Annotated in this window: 15 protein-coding genes; 9 read left to right on the top strand and 6 right to left on the bottom strand. The window is 67.9% G+C overall.

Going from position 1 to position 18,619, the window contains the following annotated elements; all coding sequences use genetic code 11:
• Window positions 1-140: 140 nt before the first annotated feature.
• Complete coding sequence (locus ACPTTC_RS24730) at window positions 141-1,112, bottom strand: LysR substrate-binding domain-containing protein (RefSeq protein WP_423394310.1); 972 nt, start codon at window positions 1,110-1,112, stop codon at window positions 141-143.
• A gap of 94 nt (window positions 1,113-1,206) precedes the next feature.
• Here ACPTTC_RS24730 and ACPTTC_RS24725 point away from each other — a divergent pair, with 94 nt between their 5' ends.
• The 3 genes from ACPTTC_RS24725 to ACPTTC_RS24715 all read left to right on the top strand — a co-directional run bounded on the left by ACPTTC_RS24725 (window position 1,207) and on the right by ACPTTC_RS24715 (window position 3,427).
• Window positions 1,207-2,547 carry a D-serine ammonia-lyase gene (locus ACPTTC_RS24725; RefSeq protein WP_423395710.1) on the top strand — a complete coding sequence of 447 codons (1,341 nt, stop codon included), beginning with the start codon at window positions 1,207-1,209 and terminating at the stop codon, window positions 2,545-2,547.
• 53 nt (window positions 2,548-2,600) lie between these two features.
• The gene (locus ACPTTC_RS24720) at window positions 2,601-2,855 is read left to right on the top strand and encodes a hypothetical protein (protein ID WP_027791787.1); all 255 of its coding nucleotides are present in this window, start codon (window positions 2,601-2,603) and stop codon (window positions 2,853-2,855) included.
• Window positions 2,856-3,127: 272 nt separating this feature from the next.
• Window positions 3,128-3,427 (top strand): DUF4148 domain-containing protein, encoded by a 300-nt coding sequence (locus ACPTTC_RS24715; protein WP_226197629.1) that lies wholly within the window; start codon window positions 3,128-3,130, stop codon window positions 3,425-3,427.
• 70 nt (window positions 3,428-3,497) lie between these two features.
• On the opposite strand, the gene ACPTTC_RS24710 is transcribed toward ACPTTC_RS24715, so the two are convergent.
• The 3 genes from ACPTTC_RS24710 to ACPTTC_RS24700 all read right to left on the bottom strand — a co-directional run bounded on the left by ACPTTC_RS24710 (window position 3,498) and on the right by ACPTTC_RS24700 (window position 7,296).
• Window positions 3,498-5,288 carry a GGDEF domain-containing protein gene (locus tag ACPTTC_RS24710; protein WP_226197630.1) on the bottom strand — a complete coding sequence of 597 codons (1,791 nt, stop codon included), beginning with the start codon at window positions 5,286-5,288 and terminating at the stop codon, window positions 3,498-3,500.
• Window positions 5,285-6,415 carry an extracellular solute-binding protein gene (locus ACPTTC_RS24705; RefSeq protein ID WP_423394309.1) on the bottom strand — a complete coding sequence of 377 codons (1,131 nt, stop codon included), beginning with the start codon at window positions 6,413-6,415 and terminating at the stop codon, window positions 5,285-5,287. The genes ACPTTC_RS24710 and ACPTTC_RS24705 overlap by 4 nt, the downstream gene beginning before the upstream one ends.
• A 158-nt stretch (window positions 6,416-6,573) precedes the next feature.
• Window positions 6,574-7,296: a FadR/GntR family transcriptional regulator gene (locus tag ACPTTC_RS24700; protein WP_423394308.1), complete on the bottom strand. Its 723-nt coding sequence runs from the start codon at window positions 7,294-7,296 to the stop codon at window positions 6,574-6,576.
• Window positions 7,297-7,560: 264 nt separating this feature from the next.
• Between ACPTTC_RS24700 and uxuA the strand changes: the two genes are divergently transcribed.
• From uxuA to ACPTTC_RS24670, 6 genes are all read left to right on the top strand, one after another.
• Complete coding sequence (uxuA, locus tag ACPTTC_RS24695; RefSeq protein WP_423394307.1) at window positions 7,561-8,625, top strand: mannonate dehydratase; 1,065 nt, start codon at window positions 7,561-7,563, stop codon at window positions 8,623-8,625.
• A gap of 71 nt (window positions 8,626-8,696) precedes the next feature.
• Window positions 8,697-10,007 carry an MFS transporter gene (locus ACPTTC_RS24690; protein WP_423394306.1) on the top strand — a complete coding sequence of 437 codons (1,311 nt, stop codon included), beginning with the start codon at window positions 8,697-8,699 and terminating at the stop codon, window positions 10,005-10,007.
• A gap of 129 nt (window positions 10,008-10,136) precedes the next feature.
• Complete coding sequence (locus ACPTTC_RS24685; RefSeq protein ID WP_423394305.1) at window positions 10,137-11,570, top strand: PLP-dependent aminotransferase family protein; 1,434 nt, start codon at window positions 10,137-10,139, stop codon at window positions 11,568-11,570.
• Between the two features lie 92 nt (window positions 11,571-11,662).
• Entirely contained in the window at window positions 11,663-12,058 is a 396-nt protein-coding gene (locus tag ACPTTC_RS24680; RefSeq protein ID WP_423394304.1) for a hypothetical protein, read from the top strand.
• A 197-nt stretch (window positions 12,059-12,255) separates the two neighbouring features.
• The gene (locus tag ACPTTC_RS24675; RefSeq protein WP_423394303.1) at window positions 12,256-14,040 is read left to right on the top strand and encodes a nitrite/sulfite reductase; all 1,785 of its coding nucleotides are present in this window, start codon (window positions 12,256-12,258) and stop codon (window positions 14,038-14,040) included.
• Window positions 14,037-14,468 (top strand): DUF934 domain-containing protein, encoded by a 432-nt coding sequence (locus ACPTTC_RS24670; RefSeq protein ID WP_423394302.1) that lies wholly within the window; start codon window positions 14,037-14,039, stop codon window positions 14,466-14,468. The genes ACPTTC_RS24675 and ACPTTC_RS24670 overlap by 4 nt, the downstream gene beginning before the upstream one ends.
• A 78-nt stretch (window positions 14,469-14,546) precedes the next feature.
• Here the strand turns inward: ACPTTC_RS24670 and ACPTTC_RS24665 are convergent, their stop codons facing one another.
• Together ACPTTC_RS24665 and mprF are read right to left on the bottom strand one after the other, a co-directional pair.
• Window positions 14,547-15,827 carry a virulence factor family protein gene (locus ACPTTC_RS24665; RefSeq protein ID WP_423394301.1) on the bottom strand — a complete coding sequence of 427 codons (1,281 nt, stop codon included), beginning with the start codon at window positions 15,825-15,827 and terminating at the stop codon, window positions 14,547-14,549.
• The gene (gene mprF / locus ACPTTC_RS24660) at window positions 15,824-18,418 is read right to left on the bottom strand and encodes a bifunctional lysylphosphatidylglycerol flippase/synthetase MprF (RefSeq protein WP_423394300.1); all 2,595 of its coding nucleotides are present in this window, start codon (window positions 18,416-18,418) and stop codon (window positions 15,824-15,826) included. The genes ACPTTC_RS24665 and mprF overlap by 4 nt, the downstream gene beginning before the upstream one ends.
• Between the last annotated feature and the right edge of the window lie 201 nt (window positions 18,419-18,619).

Below are 18,619 nucleotides of genomic sequence, written 5' to 3'. Positions count from 1 at the left end.
CCTGCTGATCGCCATCTGGGGCATCTGGCAACTCAAGTAACGCTTGCCCGCCCGATCCACGCGCAAGCAATCCGTATGGAGACGGACGGGAAATTGTAGTTTGCGTCCGTATTAGTCACCCATCTGCTTCGCACTCCGATTCAGCTATCCGACAGCATCGGTGACCGGCGTTTGCTCCCGTTGAAAAGCAAACGCGATCGCGCTGCATCGAAATGCGTGCACTCGGCCTTGAGCCAGTCCGAAAACACGACGGTGCGCGGATCGTCGGGATTGCGTGACAACAGCATGTAGCGCGCCGGCGCTCGCACGTGCCTGCCGAAAACATCCACGAGCCGTCCACTCGCGATCTCGTCGTGCACCAGCGCGGCGCGCCCCATCGCGACGCCCTGATGGTTCAGCGCGGCCGCGATTGCCAGGCTGGAAAAATTGAACTGCGGGCCGTCAAGATGGGCCGTCCACGCCGGACGAACCGCCTCCAGCCACGTGCGCCACTCGACGAATTCGGGTGCACCGCCCCACGGAGCCGCGTCGTGCAGCAGGACGACGCCATCCAGCGATGCCCCGCTGGCAAAGGCCGGATGCTGCGCCAGATACGCCGGCGTGGCGACCGGAAACAGGATTTCGTCGAGCACGGCCTCGGCATGCAACCGATCGTATTGCACCGGGTCGTAACGCACCGCCACATCGATGTCGTCGGTCTCCATGGCCTGACGATCCAGCACCTGAAACTCGGCCTTCACGCGAACCGGCACGTTCGGCTGTTGCCGGTGAAATTCGGACAGGCGCGGCATCAGCCACTGCAGCGCGAGCGACGGCAGGCAACTGACCTGCAGCGGGGCATTCGACATGCCAAGCGCCTGAAGCGTGCGATTGATGTCGACGAACGCGCCAGACACCGTCCCGAGCAGGATCCCGCCCTTCTCGGTCAGCTTCAGTCCGCGCGCCTGGCGCACGAACAGCGGATAACCGAGCCGGTCCTCCAGGTTCCTGATCTGCTGGCTCACGGCGCTTTGCGTCAGGTTGAACGCCTGTGCCGTCTTCGTGAAGCTCAGCAGCCGGCCGGCCGTTTCAAAACAGAGCAACGCACCCAGGATCGAACCGTCGAGTCGCATAGATATCAGTCAGGCTAATGCATTCATTAGAAATCGGCGCTTTTGCGCAGCCGTCCCGAATCGTAGCATTCCGGCCAGATGTTCCGTTTATCCGATGCAAGGCCGATCCATGACCATTACGCTCCAGCCCGCCGATCTATTAGCCAAACTGCAATCGCGCCGCCCGCTGCTGTGGCTGAATCCCCATGCCGGCGGCCCGCTGCCGCACGACGCACCGTCGCCCGACGCCATTGCGATGGCCGAAGCGCGGCTGGCGCGCTGCGAGCCGCTGATGGCCGAGCTGTTTCCCGAACTCGCGGCAAGCGCCGGAAAAATCGAATCGCCGCTGATGCCGGCCGACCGCCTGCAGCGCGCGCTATCGCTCCCGGCAGACGCACACGGCGCGTGGTTCATCAAGCGCGACGACGCGTTGCCGGTCGCCGGTTCGATCAAGGCGCGCGGCGGCTTTCATGAAGTGCTCGCGCTCGCGGAGTCGATCGCGATCGAACACGGGCTGCTCGACCCCGCGGGCGACCGGCGGATCCTCGCATCGGCCGCCGCACGCGAACTGTTTGCCGCAAACACCGTCATCGTCGGCAGCACCGGCAATCTCGGCCTGAGCATCGGCGTGATGGCCGCCGCGCTGGGGTTCGAGTCGGTCGTTCACATGTCGACCGACGCGAAGCCGTGGAAGAAAGCGCGCCTGAGACAACGCGGCGTTCGCGTCGTCGAACATGAAGGCGACTATGCGCAGGCCGTCGCGGCCGGACGCGAACAGGCACGCAATCAGCCGCGCAGCCACTTCGTCGACGACGAAGGCTCGCTGATGCTGTTCCTGGGCTACGCGGCCGGCGCCCGGCATCTCGCCGCGCAACTCACCGAGGCGGGCCGCCGCGTGGACGCGGCGCATCCGCTCCTCGTCCATATTCCGTGCGGCGTCGGCGGCGCGCCGGGCGGCATCGCGTATGGCCTCAAGGCGCTGTTCGGCGCGCACGTGCATTGCTTTTTCGCCGAACCCGTCGCGTCGCCGTGCATGATGGTCCAGCTGGCCGCCGGCCCCGGGAAGCCCGTGTCCGTCTACGACGCGGGGCTCGACAACCGGACCGAGGCCGATGGCCTGGCCGTCGCGCAGGCCTCGCACCTCGTCAGTCCGCTGATGGCGTCGCTGCTGTCGGGCGTATTCACCGTCAGCGACGCGCAGCTGTACACCCAGTTGCTCGCGGTTCACCGTACGACGGGCGTGGAGCTCGAGCCGTCGGCCGCCGCTGCCGTCGGCGGCCCCGGCTGGCTGTCGCAGTCCCCGGCCGGCCGCGACTACGTGCAGCGCCACGCGATCGACCTGCGCCGGTCGACCCACGTCATCTGGGCGACGGGCGGCTCGCTCGTGCCGCCGGAAGAACATGCCCGGTTCCAGTCTCATGCGCAGGCGCTCGCCGGTGCCGCGGCCAATGCGTGACGCGTCGGGGCCGGTGTCCGGCCTCGTTCCCGAAGACGCGTTAGACTGTCTCGATGGAACAATGCCGTTATTGCCAGAGAATCCGCGATGAATGGGATTGCCACGGTGACGAATGCCGCCGGGCAATCGCCAAGGCGCTGCGCCGGCAGCGCGCGGGCCTGCCCATGGTGCCCGATCGCATCCGCAACGAACTGCCGTCCGGCGCGCCGACCCAGCAGGTCATCGCCGTGCTGTCGCGCCAGCGCCTGCGCGCGCGGCGCGGCAACGAGGAACGCCGGGAGCGCAAGGAAATCGACGACGACGTCTGATCCGGCAGCGTCGCAGCCCGTCCGCATCCCCTCTCTCCGCCCGCGCCTTCGCCGCCGTGCGCCCGCCCCTGCCGCACGCGTCCGCCCCGCTCCGTTGCAAATCCGGCAACCTGGATTAGGGACAGAAGGCGTTTGTCTCGAAATTATTATCCAGGCTGCAACGATCTTTCGCCAAAACTCACGTTTACCCTAGGTCGACCGGCGCCTACGATGTAATCAACCGCTTACGACATGGTGTCGAACGCGGAAAGCCAAAAACATCGGAGGTCATCATGAAATCGCTCGTTTCCGCAGTCGTTGCCGCTGTCGCCCTGTCCGCCTCGTTCGGCGCATTCGCGCAAAGCACCGTGACGCGCGCTCAAGTGCGCAATGAACTGGTCCAGCTCGAAAGCGCCGGCTACAAGCCGAGCCAGTCGAGCCCGTACTACCCGGCCGACATCCAGGCCGCGCAAGCCCGCGTGCACGCCGCCGACAACAGCGGCTACGGTGCGCAACCGGCCGCGACCGTCCAGGGTGGCGCACCGGCCGTCAAGGTGCAAAACCCGCGCGACTCGGTCTACTTCGGCCACTAAGCCTTCGCGCGCAGTCCGCGCGGCCACGAGCCCGTCTTGCGACGGGCTCGTGGCATTTGCATCGCACGCTTCACCGGCCGCCGCCCGACGCGGCCCGGCCGGCCGCTTCGTCCGTCCCGCAGCCGGCGCCGCTGCCGTTGCCGACCAGATCCTGGTAGCGCACGAACGCGCGCTGCGCGGACGCCTTCGCCGCGTACATCGCCGCGTCGGCCTTGACGAGCAGTTCCTCGGCCGACGCGCCGTCAGCCGGAAACTCGCTGACGCCGATGCTCGCGCCGACCGCCACGCGCCGGTCGCCAAACTCCAGTTCCTCGGCCATCACGAGCTGGATGCGCGACGCGACGTCGCCGATCACCGCCGGTGAGCGCACGTCCGCAATCAGCACGATGAATTCGTCGCCGCCGAGCCGCGCGACCATGTCGCCGCTGCGCAGCACGAGGCTCAGCCGCTGGGCGACCGCGACGAGCGTGCGGTCGCCGGCCGAGTGCCCGTGCTGGTCGTTGATCTGCTTGAAGCGGTCGAGGTCGACGAACATCACGGCCAGCCCTTCGTGCATCGCGGCCGCACGCCGGATCGCGGCATCGAGACGCTCCATGAACAGCAGGCGATTCGGCAACTCGGTCAACGCATCGTGCCCGGCGAGGTGCGTGAGCTCCAGTTGCTTCGCACGCAGCATCGCGACCTGCGTGCGAATCTCGACGCGCATGCTCTCGAAACAGCGCGCGAGCACGCCGATCTCGTCGGCACGCCCGACCGGCAGCTGCTCGGCGGCCGGATCGTCGAACACGTGGGTCGCGGCGCGCGCGAGCGTCTGCAGCGGCCGCGTGATCGCACGCGCGAACAGGATCGCGAGGATCACCGCCATCAGGCTCGACTCGAGCACCATCCGGACGATCCGTTCGCCGAGCATGCCGGCCGGCGCCAGCACATCCGTCAGCGGGCGCCCCATCCCGAGCACGACGAAGCGATTGCCCTCGTCGTGTCCGAACGGCGTGCGCACGAACGCGAACATCTGCCCCGGCGCCGCGGCAGGATTGGTCAAGCCATTGACGGTAACGTTTGTGCGCGCGTCGTCGAACAGCGCGCGCGTGACGGCGAAGCGGTCCTGCATCAGCACGCGCCTGCCGCGATCGAAGCCGAACGTCTGCGCCGGATCGGGGTGCACGAGAAAATCGCCCCACTCGTTCGCGAGATACACCTCATAGTCTTCCGGCAGATCGCGTTCGAGCCGCTCGAACACGCGCGACAGCTCGACATCGACGACGAGCGCGCCAACCGCCTGGCCCGACGTGTCGACGACCGGCGTGCCCACGCGCAGGATCGGCAGCCCTTCGGCTGCGTGCGACCCCGTCTCGTGGTTGATCACGATCGGCGACAGGTAGATATGACCGGGCGCCGTCGCGAGCGTATCGAATACATAGGAAAACTGCCCTTTCTCCTGGAGCGCACTGGCCGGCAATACGACGATGCCGTGCGCATCGCGATCGACGCGGATGCGTTCGAGCCCGAAATCCCCGCGCGCGATCAGGCGGATCTGCAGGTACTCCGGGTGATTTCTCATGAAGCTGTAGAACACCTGCTCGAGCCGCGCGCGTGGCGCGCCATCCCGGTTGTCGCCGTCCGCGACCAGCGCGCACGACGGCAATTGCGCGAGCACGAGCGCATCGTCCGCGACGTCGGACAGCACCGTGGTGAAGCGCTGCCCCAGCAGTTGCGTCGACATCAACAGGCTGTGCTGCGCTTCCTGCACGAGCATCGCGCGGTTCGCACGATACGTGTAATAGCCGGTCGCGCCCGACGCGATCACCCCGATGCACGCGAACAGCACCGACAGTTTCGACGTGAGCCCGAGCCGGATCATTTTCCGAACCGCTCCGGCCGGTCGCCCGACACGATGCGGCTCCACAGCGATTCGCGCCGCGCGATGTCCTCGACAGGCTGGAGCCAGACGAGATGCTGGCGCCCGGTGTCGAGACCTGGCGGCGGCGCAAGCGTGTTCGCGAGGCCCTGGCGTTCGGTCAGCAGCGCGCCGATCGCCGGTTCGAGCATGTAATTGATCCATGCGAACGCGAGCTCCGGATGTTGCGCGCCGCGCGTGACGGCCCAGCAGTCGAGCCACGCGAGCGCGCCTTCGTCCGGGATCACGTAGCCGACGTCGGCGCCGGCACGTCGCAGCAGTTCGACCTGTTGCGTACCGTAGTTGCCGAACATCAGTGCCGCACGATGCTGGACGAACAACGCGGTCGCCTCTTCGGGCAGCGTGTAGTACGTCAGCAGGTTGCGGCGCAGGGCGATCAGCTTGTGCGCGACGGCGAGCGTCTGCGCGCTCGACAGGCGAAACGGATCGGGATAGCCGAGCGCCAGCGCCGTGAACGAAAAATTGTGCTGCGCGCTGTTGAAGTCGAGCACCTTGCCGCGGTAGCGCGGATTCCACAGCTCCCGCATCGAGCGCGGCGCGGCCGGCACCTGCTTGCGATCGTAGATCAGCCCCATCGACGAGTACGTGAACGGGATCGCATGGATGGCGCCATCCTCCACGAGCCCGTCGATCGTCGTGAGTTGCTGGAAGTTCGGCAACTGCCGCCGCCGGTTCGGGATGCGCGACAGGTCGATCGGCGCGAGCAAACGTTCGTGCGCATAGCGCTGGATCTCGGCCGTGTTCGCGGCCAGCACGTCATACGGCGGTGGCGCCGCGCTGTGCATGCGCGTCCACAGTGCTTCATCGGAGTCGACGAAACTCACTTCGACACGTACGTGAAATTGCGCTTCGAACGCGCTGACGACGTCGCTGTCCGCATAGCCAGGCCATGCGAGCACGCGCAGCACGTTGTCGTTGACGGTTTCGGGAGACGCGGCGAACGCCGCAAACGAAGAGGAAAGTAAGCTCACCGTCAAATTGATGAGCAGCCTGCGCACGGCGACACGTGCGCGCGTACGTGCGCCGATTCCCCTGATCAATCGGACTCTGCGTGAATCGCCCGGCTGCATTCGACTGTCCTTTTTCGAGTCGATGCGATATCCCGCAACAACACCATAAAACCTGCAGTCGCGCAATTGGAAGAAGCCGGATACGGCGCGTGCCCCCATCGACGCCGCCGCGTGCGGATGCCGTTACACCGGCCCGCTTCCGCTTGTCGGAACGAACGTCAGCGCCACGCCTGCGTGAATTCCGCGATCACACGCGACAGGTGTGCACGCATCGCTTCGCGTGCAGCAGTTGCGTCGCGCGCCATGATCGCCGCGAAGATCCGCTGGTGATCTTCCTGCGACGCTTCGCGCAGCGCGGTCGAGTGAAAATGCTCCTCGATCTTGTCCCACAACGGATCGCTGCGCGCGCAGTCCCACATCGCGGTGACCATGTGCAGCAGCACCGTGTTGCCGGTCGATTCCGCGATACGCAGGTGGAACTGGCGATCGGCCGCGTCGTACGCGACCTTGTCATTCATCTGCTCACGCATCGTCGTCAGCGAGAAGAACAGCCGGTCGAGATCCGCATCCTTGCGTTCGGTCGCCGCGAGCGCCGCGACTTCCGCCTCGATCAGCCCGCGTGCGCGCAACGTCTCGATCGGCCCCGGGCCGCGCGGCACCTCGAACGTCACCGGCCGCGCGGCGTCGGCCGCCGATACGTAGATGCCCGAACCGATCCGCACTTCGACGATCCCTTGCACCTCGAGCGCGATGATCGCCTCGCGCACCTGCGTGCGGCTCACGCCGAACTGGTCGGCCAGGCTGCGCTCGGACGGCAACCGCGCGCCGGCCTCGAACGCGCCGTCAGCCACTATCGCGTGAATCTGCCGCGCAAGGCCGATATAGGAGCGGTCCGCGGCATCGGTATCGCGGCTGGTTGGCAGGCTGGAAAGATCGGTCATCGAAAGGCTCGCAACAGGCTGGCCGGCGCCGTCGCGGCGCCGGATCGCCAAAATGGTACACCAATTCCGGGCAGTATCCGGTTCCGCATCTCCACCGGCACAATGGGCACTTCCTGAAATGCCATGCCAGCCGGATTGGATCCCATCAACTGGTAAACCACTATCCCGCACAACTGGCATACCAATCATAATCCGCACACCGGGGACGGAGCCGGCCTGCCGCCGCCCGCCCGATGCATCAACCGCCAGCCAGGAGCCGCTCCAGTGAAGATGTCATTCCGTTGGTACGGCGAGTCCGATCCGGTCTCGCTGCAATACATCCGCCAGATCCCGGGCGTCACGCATATCGTGTCCGCGATCTACGACGAACCGGTGGGAGAAGTCTGGCCCGCGCACAAGATCGACGCGCTGAAGGCGACGATCGAGCGCGCCGGCCTGCGGTTCGAAGTCGTCGAGTCGGTGCCCGTCCACGAGGACATCAAGCTCGGCAAGCCGGGCCGCGACCGCCTGATCGACAACTACCGTCAGACGATTCGCCATCTCGGCGCGGCCGGCGTGCGCGTGATCTGCTACAACTTCATGCCCGTGTTCGACTGGACGCGCACCGAGCTGTCGAAGACGCTCGACGACGGCTCGACCTGCCTCGCGTTCAGCACCGACGCGGTCGACCGGATCGATCCGGACGACGGCATCGCACTGCCGGGCTGGGATTCGAGCTACCAGCCCGAACAGTTGAAGACACTGCTCGCCGAGTATCGCGACGTCGACGAAGCAGCGCTGTGGGCGAACCTCGCCTACTTCCTGACGGCGATCGTCCCCGTCGCCGAGGAAGCCGGCGTGAAGATGGCGATCCACCCCGACGATCCGCCGCGCCCGATCTTCGGGCTGCCGCGCATCGTGAAGAACCGCGACGATCTCGCGCGAATCATGCGCATCGTCGACACGCCCGCGAACGGGCTGACGCTGTGCTCGGGCTCGCTCGGCGCGGGCCCGCAGAACGATGTCGAAGCGCTCGTGCGCGAATTCGGCGCGATGGGCCGCATTCACTTCGCGCACATCCGCAACGTGAAGGTCGACGCGAACGGCGATTTCGAGGAAACCGCCCACCTGTCGAGCTGCGGCTCGCTCGACATCGCCGCGATCGTGAAGGCGTACCACGACACCGGCTTCACCGGCTACGTGCGCCCCGACCACGGCCGCATGATCTGGGGCGAGACGGGCAAGCCCGGCTACGGCCTTTACGACCGCGCGCTCGGCGCGGTCTACCTGAACGGCCTGTGGGAAGCGCTCGCGAAGTTCGACCGCATGCCATCGCAAGCCACGCGATAACCCGCCCATCGAGGCCGCCGGCGCTGCGGATCGCCGGCGGCCCGTCACGACATTCCGCGCGGAGACACCGCATGCCACGCATCCGATGGGCCATGATCCTCATGTGCTTCCTGGCCAACGTCATCAACTTCATCGACCGCGCGAACCTTGCGATCGCGGCGCCCAGCATCCGCGCCGACCTCGGCCTCGACGCGGTCGGCATGGGGCTCGTGCTGAGCGCGTTCTTCTGGACCTACGCGTTCCTGCAACTGCCGGCAGGCTGGTTCATCGACAAGGTCGGCGTGCGCGTGAGCCTCGCGCTCGCGGTCGGCTGGTGGTCGGTGTTCACCGTCGCGACGGGGGCCGCGCGCGGCCTCGCGCAACTCGTCGGCGTGCGGCTGATGCTCGGCGTCGGCGAAGCGGCGGCGATCCCGTCGTTCGCGAAGGTTGCGTTCAACTGGTTCCCGCGCAGCGAACGCGGGCTCGCGAGCAGCATTTTCGACAGCGGCTCGCGCGTCGGCTCCGCGCTGTCGCTGCCGCTCGTCGCATGGCTGATCTCGATCGTCGGCTGGCGCGGGTCGTTCGTGATCACCGGCGGCATCGGCATCGTGTGGGCACTGGCGTGGTGGTTCATCTATCGCGACCCGGAACGCCATCGCGCAATCGCGCCCGATGCCGTCGATGCGCTGCTCGCGCAGCGCGGCGCGCCAACCGTTGCGGCCGCAACCGACGGCCCGAAGGTATCGTGGCTCGACCTGTTCCGCTACCGCACCGTGTGGGGCATGATGATCGGCCTGTTCTGCCTGAACTTCGCGATCTACTTCTTCATCACGTGGTTCCCGAGCTACCTGCTGCAGTCGCGCGGCTTCTCGCTCGCGTCGCTCGGTACCTCGGGCATGCTGCCCGCGCTGCTCGCGATTCCGGGCGGCTGGCTCGGCGGCTATGTGTCGGACAGCCTGTTCCGCCGCGGCTGGAGCGCGACTGCCGCCCGCAAGACCTGCCTCGTGCTCGGCATGCTGCTGTCCTCGTCGATCGCGCTGTCCGCCTTCGTCGAGAACGTGTGGGCCTGCCTCGGCCTGTTCGCCCTCGCGTACGCGAGCCTGTCGTTCGCCGGCGCCAACGTGTGGACGCTCGTCGGCGAAGTCGCGCCGACGCCGGCGCATGTCGCATCGCTCGGCGGCATCCAGAATTTCGCGGGCAATCTCGCGGGGATCTTCATCACGACGTTCACGGGCGTGATGCTGTCGATCACGAAGGGCTCGTTCGTCGTGCCGCTCGCGGTGGCCGGCGCGTTGTGCGTGGTCGGCGCGCTGTCGTACCTGTTCATCGTCGGCAAGGTCGAGCCGTTGCCGCCGCTGCGCGGCGGTGCGAGCCCGCAGAACGTCGAGCCGAACGCGGCCTGACGCGGCAGGAAAGCGCGGCCGACGCGCCCGCACTTTCCTTTTCGTCCCGCCCATCGGACAATGAGCCGCGCCCGCCGGCGCGGCGCCACTCCGGCCCGCGCGTCGCGACGGCGCGCTCTGCCCTCGCCGATGAAACGCTACGAAACCCTCGCCCACACGATCGCCGACGACATCCGCCACGGCAACCTCGCCGTCGGTACGCGCCTGCCGTCGCTGCGGCAGATCATCGCGCAGCACGGCGTAAGCCAGTCGACGGTGTTTCGTGCGTACTACCTGCTCGAACAGTGGGGGCTGATCCGCGCACGCGAACGCTCGGGCTACTACGTCGCGCCGGGCGCCACGCCGGCAACGAGCCCCGCCGCCAAGCGCCGCGCCAGCCGTGCCGGCGCCACGCGCAAGGTCGACATCAGCAGCCTCGTGTTCTCCGTCCTCGACGCGGCCACGCAACCCGGCATCGTGCCGCTCGGCTCCGCCTTCCCGTCGCCGCAACTGTTTCCGCTGCCGCGCCTCGCGAAATCGCTCGCGCAGGCCACGCGGCTCGTCAGCCCGTGGAGCACGGTGGTCGACCTGCCGCCCGGCAACGAGGCGCTGCGCCAGCAGATCGCACGGCGCTATCTCGCGACAGGCATCTCGCAACCCATCGACGAGATCGTCGTCACGAACGGCGCGCTCGAAGCGCTGAACCTGTGCCTGATGGCCGTCACGCGGCCCGGCGACGTCGTGGCCGTCGAAGCGCCCGGTTTCTATGCGGCGCTGCAGGCGATCGAGCGGCTGGACCTGCGCGCGGTCGAGATTCCCGTCGATCCGCACACGGGCCTCGATCTCGATGCGCTCGCGAACGCGCTCGACCGGCACGACATCCGCGCGTGCTGGTTCATGACCAATTTCCAGAATCCGACCGGCGTCACGCTGTCCGCCGAGAAAAAGCGCGCGCTCGTCGAGTTGCTCGCCGCGCGCGACGTGCCGTTGATCGAGGACGACGTGTACGGCGAGCTGCACTTCGGCCCCGACTATCCGCTGCCCGCGCGCGCGTTCGATCGGCACGGCCTCGTGATGCACTGCAGTTCGTTCTCGAAGACGCTCGCGCCCGGCTACCGGATCGGCTGGACCGCCGCCGGCCGGTTCGCGGAGAAGGTGCAGCGGCTCAAATTGATGACGACGCTGTCGGCCAGCATTCCCGCGCAGGCCGGCATCGCGAACTATCTCGAGCATGGCGGCTACGATCGGCACCTGCGCAAGCTGCGCGGCGCGCTGCACGCGCAGCTCGACCGGATGGACGACGCGCTGCGGCGCTGGCTGCCGGCCGGCGTCGAATGGGTGCGGCCCGAAGGCGGCTATTTTCTGTGGCTCGCGTTTCCCGACGCGATCGACGCGATGGAGCTGCATCGCCAGGCGATCGCACGCGGGATCAGCTTCGCGCCGGGGCCGCTGTTTTCGGCCGCACACGGCTTCGAGCGCTGCGTGCGCGTGAACTTCGGCCACCCGTGGAGCCGCGACATCGAGCACGCGATCCGTGTGCTCGGCGAGCTCGTCGCGCAGCCGTCGGTTCGCAAGGGCGCTTGAATCTCACCCGGTGCACCCTGCCTGCGTCACGGTGATGCACGCGACCCGCACGCGGGTTACAGTGCCGATCCCGCCGCTCCTCACGATTGCCCATGAGTCAACTGCCCTACCTCGATCACGACGCGCTGTTGAAACTGGCCGCTGAAGCCGCGCACGTCACGCGGCCGTGCGCCTGCACGAGAACGCCGCTCGCCGGATGGACGACCCTGCCGCTGTCGCTGCAGGACGCGCAACTGACCGAAGTCGCCACGCTCGCGCCGCCGGGCGAGACGGAGCCGACCTACGCCGAACATCACCCGGCCGGCACGCGCTACGCGTCGGACGACGCGCCGATCGCACTGCGCCATTTCCCGTACAACCGCTGCACCGTCAACCGCTGCCGCGCGTGCGGCCGCCTGTTCCTGCGCTACCAGGAAGGCGGCGGCTACTTCATCGACCAGCGCATCCGCGCGCTCGATCCGGCGCTCGTCGTCGACGCCGCCGCCTAAACACCCGCCACGGGCACGCACGCAGGCCCGGCCCGCGCCGGCGTCACGCCGGTCATCTGCTACGCCCTTTTCGTCCCCATCTGCTGCTTGTCCCGCCTCGCTGCGTTCCCTACGCTGTCTGCTGTTGCCCGACACCCGTCGCAACCTCTCTCCCGAGCCACGCGCTTCGCGCCCCGGCTCCTCTCGCGTATCACGTCATGTATCGATATACCGTTTTCGACCGGGCGCTCGTGCACAGCCGCGCCGCCCAGTTTCGCGACCAGCTCCAACGCTGGCAGCAGGGCACGCTGAGCGAAGACGCGTTCCGGCCGCTGCGCCTGCAGAACGGCTGGTACGTGCAGCGCCACGCGCCGATGCTGCGCGTGGCCGTCCCGTACGGCGAACTGTCGAGCACGCAGCTGCGCGTGCTCGCGCGGATCGCGCGCGACTACGACGTGCCAGACGACGCCACTTACCGCGCCGCATCCGACGCGCAGGCCTTGCTCGGCACGCTGCGCCTGCCGACCCGCAGCGCGCACTTCACGACCCGCACCAACGTGCAGTTCAACTGGATTCCGCTCGACAAGGCCGCCGATGTGATGGACCTGCTCGCGACCGTCGACATGCACGGCATCCAGACGAGCGGCAACTGCATCCGCAATATCTCGTGCGACGAGCGCGCCGGCGTCGCACCCGACGAGATCGCCGATCCGCGTCCGTTCGCCGAGGTGATGCGCCAGTGGACGACGCTGCACCCCGAGTTCGCGTTCCTGCCGCGCAAGTTCAAGATCGCGATCACCGGCGCGACCGAAGACCGCGCAGCCACCGACTGGCACGATGTCGGGCTGAAGCTCGTGCGCGACGACGCGGGCGAACTCGGCTTTCGGGTGAGCGTCGGCGGCGGGATGGGCCGCACGCCGATGATCGCGACGCTGCTGCGCGCGTTCCTGCCGTGGCGGCACGTGATGAACTACATCGAGGCGATCGTCCGCGTGTACAACCGCTATGGACGGCGCGACAACAAGTACAAGGCGCGCATCAAGATCCTCGTGAAGACGGAGGGGCAGCGCTACATCGACGAGGTCGAGGAGGAGTTTCGCCAGATCGTCGATCACGACGGCGGGCTGCACACGATTGCGCAGGTCGAGTTCGACCGCGTCGCCGCATCGTTCGTCCCGCCGCGGCTCAAGCCGCGCACGGTCAGCCTGCGTGACGCGAACCTGCGCATGTCCGCCCAGGCGGCACGCCACCCGGCCTTCGCGCGCTGGCTCACGCGCAACGTGGCCGACCACCGCGATCCGGCGCTTCGCATCGTCACGCTGTCGTTCAAGCGCCGCCTGCAGGCGCCGGGCGACGCATCGCCGGACCAGCTTGATGCACTCGCCGATCTCGCCGACCGTTTCTCCGCCGGCGAGGCGCGCGTGACGCACACGCAGAACGTCGTGCTGCCGTGGGTGCATGTCGACGACCTGTTCCTGCTTTGGGAAAACGCGCGCGCGATCGGGCTTGCCAGCGCGAACGTCGGACTCCTGACGGACATGATCGCGTGCCCGGGCGGTGACTTCTGCGCGCTCGCGAATGCACGCTCGATCCCGATCGCCGATGCGATCGCCGAGCGCTTCCAGGATCTCGACATGCTGCACGACGTCGGCGACATCGACCTGCACATCAGCGGCTGCATCAACTCGTGCGGCCATCATCACAGCGGCCACCTCGGCATCCTCGGCGTCGACAAGGACGGCGCCGAGTGGTACCAGGTCACGCTCGGCGGCTCGGACGGCTCGACGGCGAGCGGCCCTGCGCAGCCGGGCAAGGTGATCGGCCCGTCGTTTTCGGCGGACGAGATCGTCGATGTCGTCGATGCGATCGTCAACGCGTATCTCGACGCACGGATCGACGACGACGGTCGCAGCGAACGATTCATCGACACCGTCCGCCGCATCGGCACGGAACCCTTCAAGGCCGCCGCGAACGCTGCGCGCCATCAGGAGGAGCACGCATGAAGCAGGCGCACCCTACCGCACGTATCCGGCTATTGACGCCGGCCGAACACGCCGGCGACACGCCGCAGCACGACGACGCGATACTGACGATCGGCAACGACGAGGAACTGCCGCCGCTCGCCGGACACATCGCGCGGGCTGCGCGCATCGACCTGGCGTTTCCGTCGTTCACCGACGGGCGCGCGTACAGCCAGGCGTACCTGCTGCGCAAGCGCTACGGCTTCGCCGGCGACCTGCGCGCGACCGGCGACGTGCTGGTCGACCAGTTGCTGCTGATGGAACGCACGGGGTTTTCGAGCGCGGTGCTCGGCGACGGCACGGACATCACGGCCGCGCGGCGCCAGCTCGACCGGTTTCCGGGCTTCTACCAGCACGATGCGCGAGGGGCGATGCCGCAGCAGAACGCGGCAACGCCAGCCGGAAAATGAAACGGGCGGCCCGCAGGCCGCCCGTACGATGAACCGGAAGCTACCGGCCGGCGCCCGCCGCGAAGCGGGCGCCGGCGTTCAGCGCGCCGCGACCGGCTTGCCGAACGCGCCGAGGATCTTCTTCTCGAGCGCGATATAGTCGCGGCCGAAGTGATGATCGCCCTGCGTCTTGATCACGTCGGCGCCCGTGTTCACGAGCGCCGGACACATCGTGTCCTTCTCTTCCGCGCCATAGAAGCACTGTACGAGTTGCGGGGGCACCTTCGCGATTTCCGGCGCGACCTTCAGCGCCTTGTCGCTCGCGGGCATGCCGAGCCAGCCCGTCACGCGGATCTGGAAATCGGCGGCCGGCGCGAAGCCGAGCAGCGACATCACGGCGACCTTGTCGCGCAGGTCGGCCGGCAGCCGGTTGTACGCGAACGGCATCACGTCGGCGCCGAACGAGTAGCCGACCAGCGCCACGCGGTTCGCATGCCAGCGCGCCATGTAGGTGCGCATCACGCGCGCGAGATCGCGGCTCACCTGCGCCGGCGGCTTCTCGCTCCAGAAATAGCGCAGGCTGTCGATGCCGACCACCGACACGCCGTCGCGCTGCAGCGCCTCGGCGATCGTCTTGTCGAGATCGCGCCAGCCGCCGTCACCCGAGATCACGATCGCGAGCTGGCCGTTGCCCCCCTTGGCCGGCAGTTCGACGAGCGGCAGGTCCGACACGTCGAGTTCGTCGCCGCTCGTGGTATCCCGCAGATGCGACGTGACGAGCGACACGAGCTTCGCGGAATCGCCGGTGGCCGCCGTTTCGACGAAGCCCGGCATCGCGCGGCGCACGATCGTCGGATCGGGCGGGCACGGCTTGAAGCGCGGATCGAGCTTGGCGGCCGGATCGACCGATACGACACCGGCGATCGTGTTCTCCGGTGCCATCGACAGGATCTGCTTCGCGATCGCGCCGCCCTGACCCACGCCCGCGACGATCGGCGTGAAATAGCGCGACGATTGCGCGAGGCGTTCGAGCTGGTGGCTGACCGCTTCGGCGTCGCCGTCGAGGTGGTGGCAGGTCTCCGGCTTCGCCGCGAGATTCATCGCATAACGCTCCGAATCGACGCCGACCGTCATCGCACCGGCCTGCGCGAGCGCATCGGCGGCCTGTTGGTCGGCCGCATTCCAGCCGGCCTCGCGCGAGAACAGCACGACGAAGCCGCGCAGCGGCCCGCCGGGTTTGGTCACGGTCACGGGCCCGTAACGGCCGCCCGACACGGTTTCGGCCTTCACGGCGGCCGGTTGCGTGGCGCACGCGGCGCCGGCCAGCATCATTGCAGCGCAGGCGGCTGCCGCCCGCGCGATTCCCTTCTTCAACATCATGAACGCCGACCTCCCGCCAGCAATGACAGATCCGCCAGCGTGACAAACACGCCGACCGTGCCCGAGGCCGCGAGGTAACGCGGCTCCCAGTGCGGTTCGAACTTGCTCTTGAATGCGCGCAAGCCGCGGAAATTGTAGAAGCGGCCGCCGAAGCGCCAGACCATCAGGCCGATCCGGTGCAACGGCGACGGCATCTTCGCCGCCCCCATCCCCGAGAACGGCGCGATACCCAGGCTCAGCTTGCGGAAGCCCGCTTCCTTCAGATGCAGCGCGAGCTGCGTAAACAGATATTCCATCGCGTACGGCGACGCGTCCGGCAGATGGCGCATCACGCCGACCGTCGCCTCGGTGTTGAGGTCGGTCGTCATGAACGTGACGAACGCGATCGGCTTGTCGGCCTGCCGCACGAGCATCACCGACTGCGTCGCCAGATAGCCGTCGTGGAACGCGGCGACCGAGAAGCTCTTCTCGCGCGCGTCGCGGCTGTCGAGCCAGCCGTCCGAGATGTCGCGCAACGCCGGCAGCGCGGCCGGCACGTCGCTCGGCGCGATCACCTCGACCGTCAGCGCGTCCTTGTCGCCGCGGCGCAGCGCGTAGCGCAGGTGCGAGCGGTTCGAACCTTTCAGGTCGAACTGGTCGAGCGCGATATGCGCTTCCTCGCCGAGCTTCATCAGCGTGAGCCCCGCATCGAGATACAGCGGCAGCGCGTTCGCGCGCACCTGGTAGAACGCCGCCCGGCCGCTATGCGCGTGTGCGAGCGCGATGAACTTGCTGATCAATGCCGGCCATTCCTCGCGCGGCCCGACCGGGTCGTGCAGCGCGGCCCACGTACGGCCGTTCTTCGCATACATCAGGAACGCCCGGCGGGACTCCGAGAACAGGAACGACTTGTCGCCCATCAGCGCGAGGCCCGCATCGCTGCATTCCTGCGCGCGGATGATCCGTTCGGCATCCGACAGGTCCTGCTCCGCGGGCTTCACGAAACGGCCCGGCGCCGGGCGCAGCAATTGCCACAGTGCGAACAGCGCGACGAACACGCCGGCCGCGAGCGTCGCGCGCAGCGCACGCGGCGCACGCGCGTCGAACGAGAAATGCGACCACAGCTCGCGCGTGTACGGCACGTCGCGGAACGCGAAGAACAGCACCCATACGGCCAGCATCAGCACCATCGCCACCGACACGAACCAGCTCACCGTGAAGCGCTCGGCCAGCAGCGACGAATGGCGATTGAAGCGGCGGCGGCTGACGAGCAGCAGCACCAGCAGCGTGCCGAGCACGCCGGCCTCGACGAACGCGAGGCCCTTCGCCAGCGACAGCGCGAGGCTCGCGAGCGTCAGCGCGAAGGTCATCCACCATGCGCCGTCGAGGCGGCGCAGCAGCCCGCGCGCAACGAACAGCAATGCGACGCCGAGCACGCTGCAGATCACCTGCGAGCCTTCGAGCACCCACAGCGGCACGAGGTGGCGCAGGATCGCAATCCGGTGCCAGAACGCGGGCGTCGCGCTCGAGATCACCAGCATCCCGCCGACCGCGAACGTCACGAGGCTCAGGAACACCGGCGCGAGCTGCGACACGCGCACGGCCTGCCGCGTCACGAGCCGGCGCCGCAGCGCGCGGCCTTCGAAACCGGCCAGCAGGCCGGCCGACAGCACGAGCGGCACGCCGAAGTAGATCGCGCGATACGCGATCAGCGCGGCGACCATCGCGTGCGGCGGCACTTCGCGACCGAGCGTGAAGACCATCGCCGCTTCGAACACGCCGATCCCGCCCGGCGTATGGCCGATCATCCCGAGCAGCAACGCCGCGGCGTAAACGGTAATGAAGGTCGGGAAGCCGACCGGCGCGGCCGGCAGCAGCACCCACAGCGTCAGGCCCGCCGCGACGACGTCGAGTACCGCATACACGACCTGCGCGACGAGATCGCGTCGCGCCGGCACGTCGAACGACAGCCACTTGAAGCGCGTGACGACCGGGCGTGCGGCGTTGCCGCACATCACGACCATCGCGGCCAGCACCACCAGCAGCGCCGCGCCGGTCCACGTCAGCACGCCGGGCGCGACGTGCAGCATCGCGGCGAGCGCTTCCGGCACGCAGACCATGCCGACCGCCGTCATCAACACCATCGCGAGCGCCAGCGTGCCGCTCGTGAACACCGTCATCCGGCCGATCTGCGCGGGCGTGACGCCCGACACGCCGTACACGCGTGCACGCACCGCGCCGCCCGTCAGCGCGCCGAAACCGGTCGCGTTACCGAGCGCGGACCCGGCGATCGCGCCGATCCACAACGCGACGCGCGGCACCTTCGCGCCGACGTAGCGCAGGCCGACCGCGTCGCGAGCGACGAGCGCGAGATAGCTGAGGGCCGTCGCGGCCAGCGACGCGCCCCACTCGCCAGCGGACATGTGACGCAGCTGGCGGATCACCGACCGATAGTCGACGGATTCCGACAGGTGCTGGAAAACCACGATCAGCAGCAGGCCGATGCCGAGCGCGAGCAGCGGCGACAGCACACGCTCATTGCGGATCAGCGCCCGGAAACGGGCGATCACCGCCGCGGCGCGGCCGGGCGAACCAGAGTGGCGGGAAGACATAGGTTGTTCAGTGGTGGTGCATAGCGTGTCGCGGCGCAAGACGGCCAGGCGGCGACGTATCTGGTTGTTCTGCTTGGGCGGCCGGCCGACGGAAATGGTTGGCGGCGCCTGGATCAGAACTTACGAGTATACGGAATTTATATTACAGAATCTTTCAAGTCCGGATTGTGCGGATTTGTGGTGCCGCGTGCGTAAAAATCG

Origin of the sequence: Burkholderia mycopellens (assembly GCF_964265025.1) — a bacterium.
GTDB lineage: Bacteria > Pseudomonadota > Gammaproteobacteria > Burkholderiales > Burkholderiaceae > Burkholderia.
This window is presented reverse-complemented; position numbering and strand designations above follow the sequence as displayed.

Bases quoted from the DNA above. Each gene is read 5' to 3' on its own strand.
- ACPTTC_RS24705 (WP_423394309.1), bottom strand. From the start codon at position 6,415: ATGCAGCCGGGCGATTCACGCAGAGTCCGATTGATCAGGGGAATCGGC.
- ACPTTC_RS24710 (WP_226197630.1), bottom strand. From the start codon at position 5,288: ATGATCCGGCTCGGGCTCACGTCGAAACTGTCGGTGCTGTTCGCGTGC.
- ACPTTC_RS24700 (WP_423394308.1), bottom strand. From the start codon at position 7,296: ATGACCGATCTTTCCAGCCTGCCAACCAGCCGCGATACCGATGCCGCG.
- ACPTTC_RS24715 (WP_226197629.1), top strand. From the start codon at position 3,128: ATGAAATCGCTCGTTTCCGCAGTCGTTGCCGCTGTCGCCCTGTCCGCC.
- ACPTTC_RS24730 (WP_423394310.1), bottom strand. From the start codon at position 1,112: ATGCGACTCGACGGTTCGATCCTGGGTGCGTTGCTCTGTTTTGAAACG.
- ACPTTC_RS24680 (WP_423394304.1), top strand. From the start codon at position 11,663: ATGAGTCAACTGCCCTACCTCGATCACGACGCGCTGTTGAAACTGGCC.
- ACPTTC_RS24675 (WP_423394303.1), top strand. From the start codon at position 12,256: ATGTATCGATATACCGTTTTCGACCGGGCGCTCGTGCACAGCCGCGCC.
- ACPTTC_RS24720 (WP_027791787.1), top strand. From the start codon at position 2,601: ATGGAACAATGCCGTTATTGCCAGAGAATCCGCGATGAATGGGATTGC.
- ACPTTC_RS24670 (WP_423394302.1), top strand. From the start codon at position 14,037: ATGAAGCAGGCGCACCCTACCGCACGTATCCGGCTATTGACGCCGGCC.
- ACPTTC_RS24685 (WP_423394305.1), top strand. From the start codon at position 10,137: ATGAAACGCTACGAAACCCTCGCCCACACGATCGCCGACGACATCCGC.
- ACPTTC_RS24690 (WP_423394306.1), top strand. From the start codon at position 8,697: ATGCCACGCATCCGATGGGCCATGATCCTCATGTGCTTCCTGGCCAAC.
- ACPTTC_RS24725 (WP_423395710.1), top strand. From the start codon at position 1,207: ATGCAAGGCCGATCCATGACCATTACGCTCCAGCCCGCCGATCTATTA.
- ACPTTC_RS24665 (WP_423394301.1), bottom strand. From the start codon at position 15,827: ATGATGTTGAAGAAGGGAATCGCGCGGGCGGCAGCCGCCTGCGCTGCA.
- mprF (WP_423394300.1), bottom strand. From the start codon at position 18,418: ATGTCTTCCCGCCACTCTGGTTCGCCCGGCCGCGCCGCGGCGGTGATC.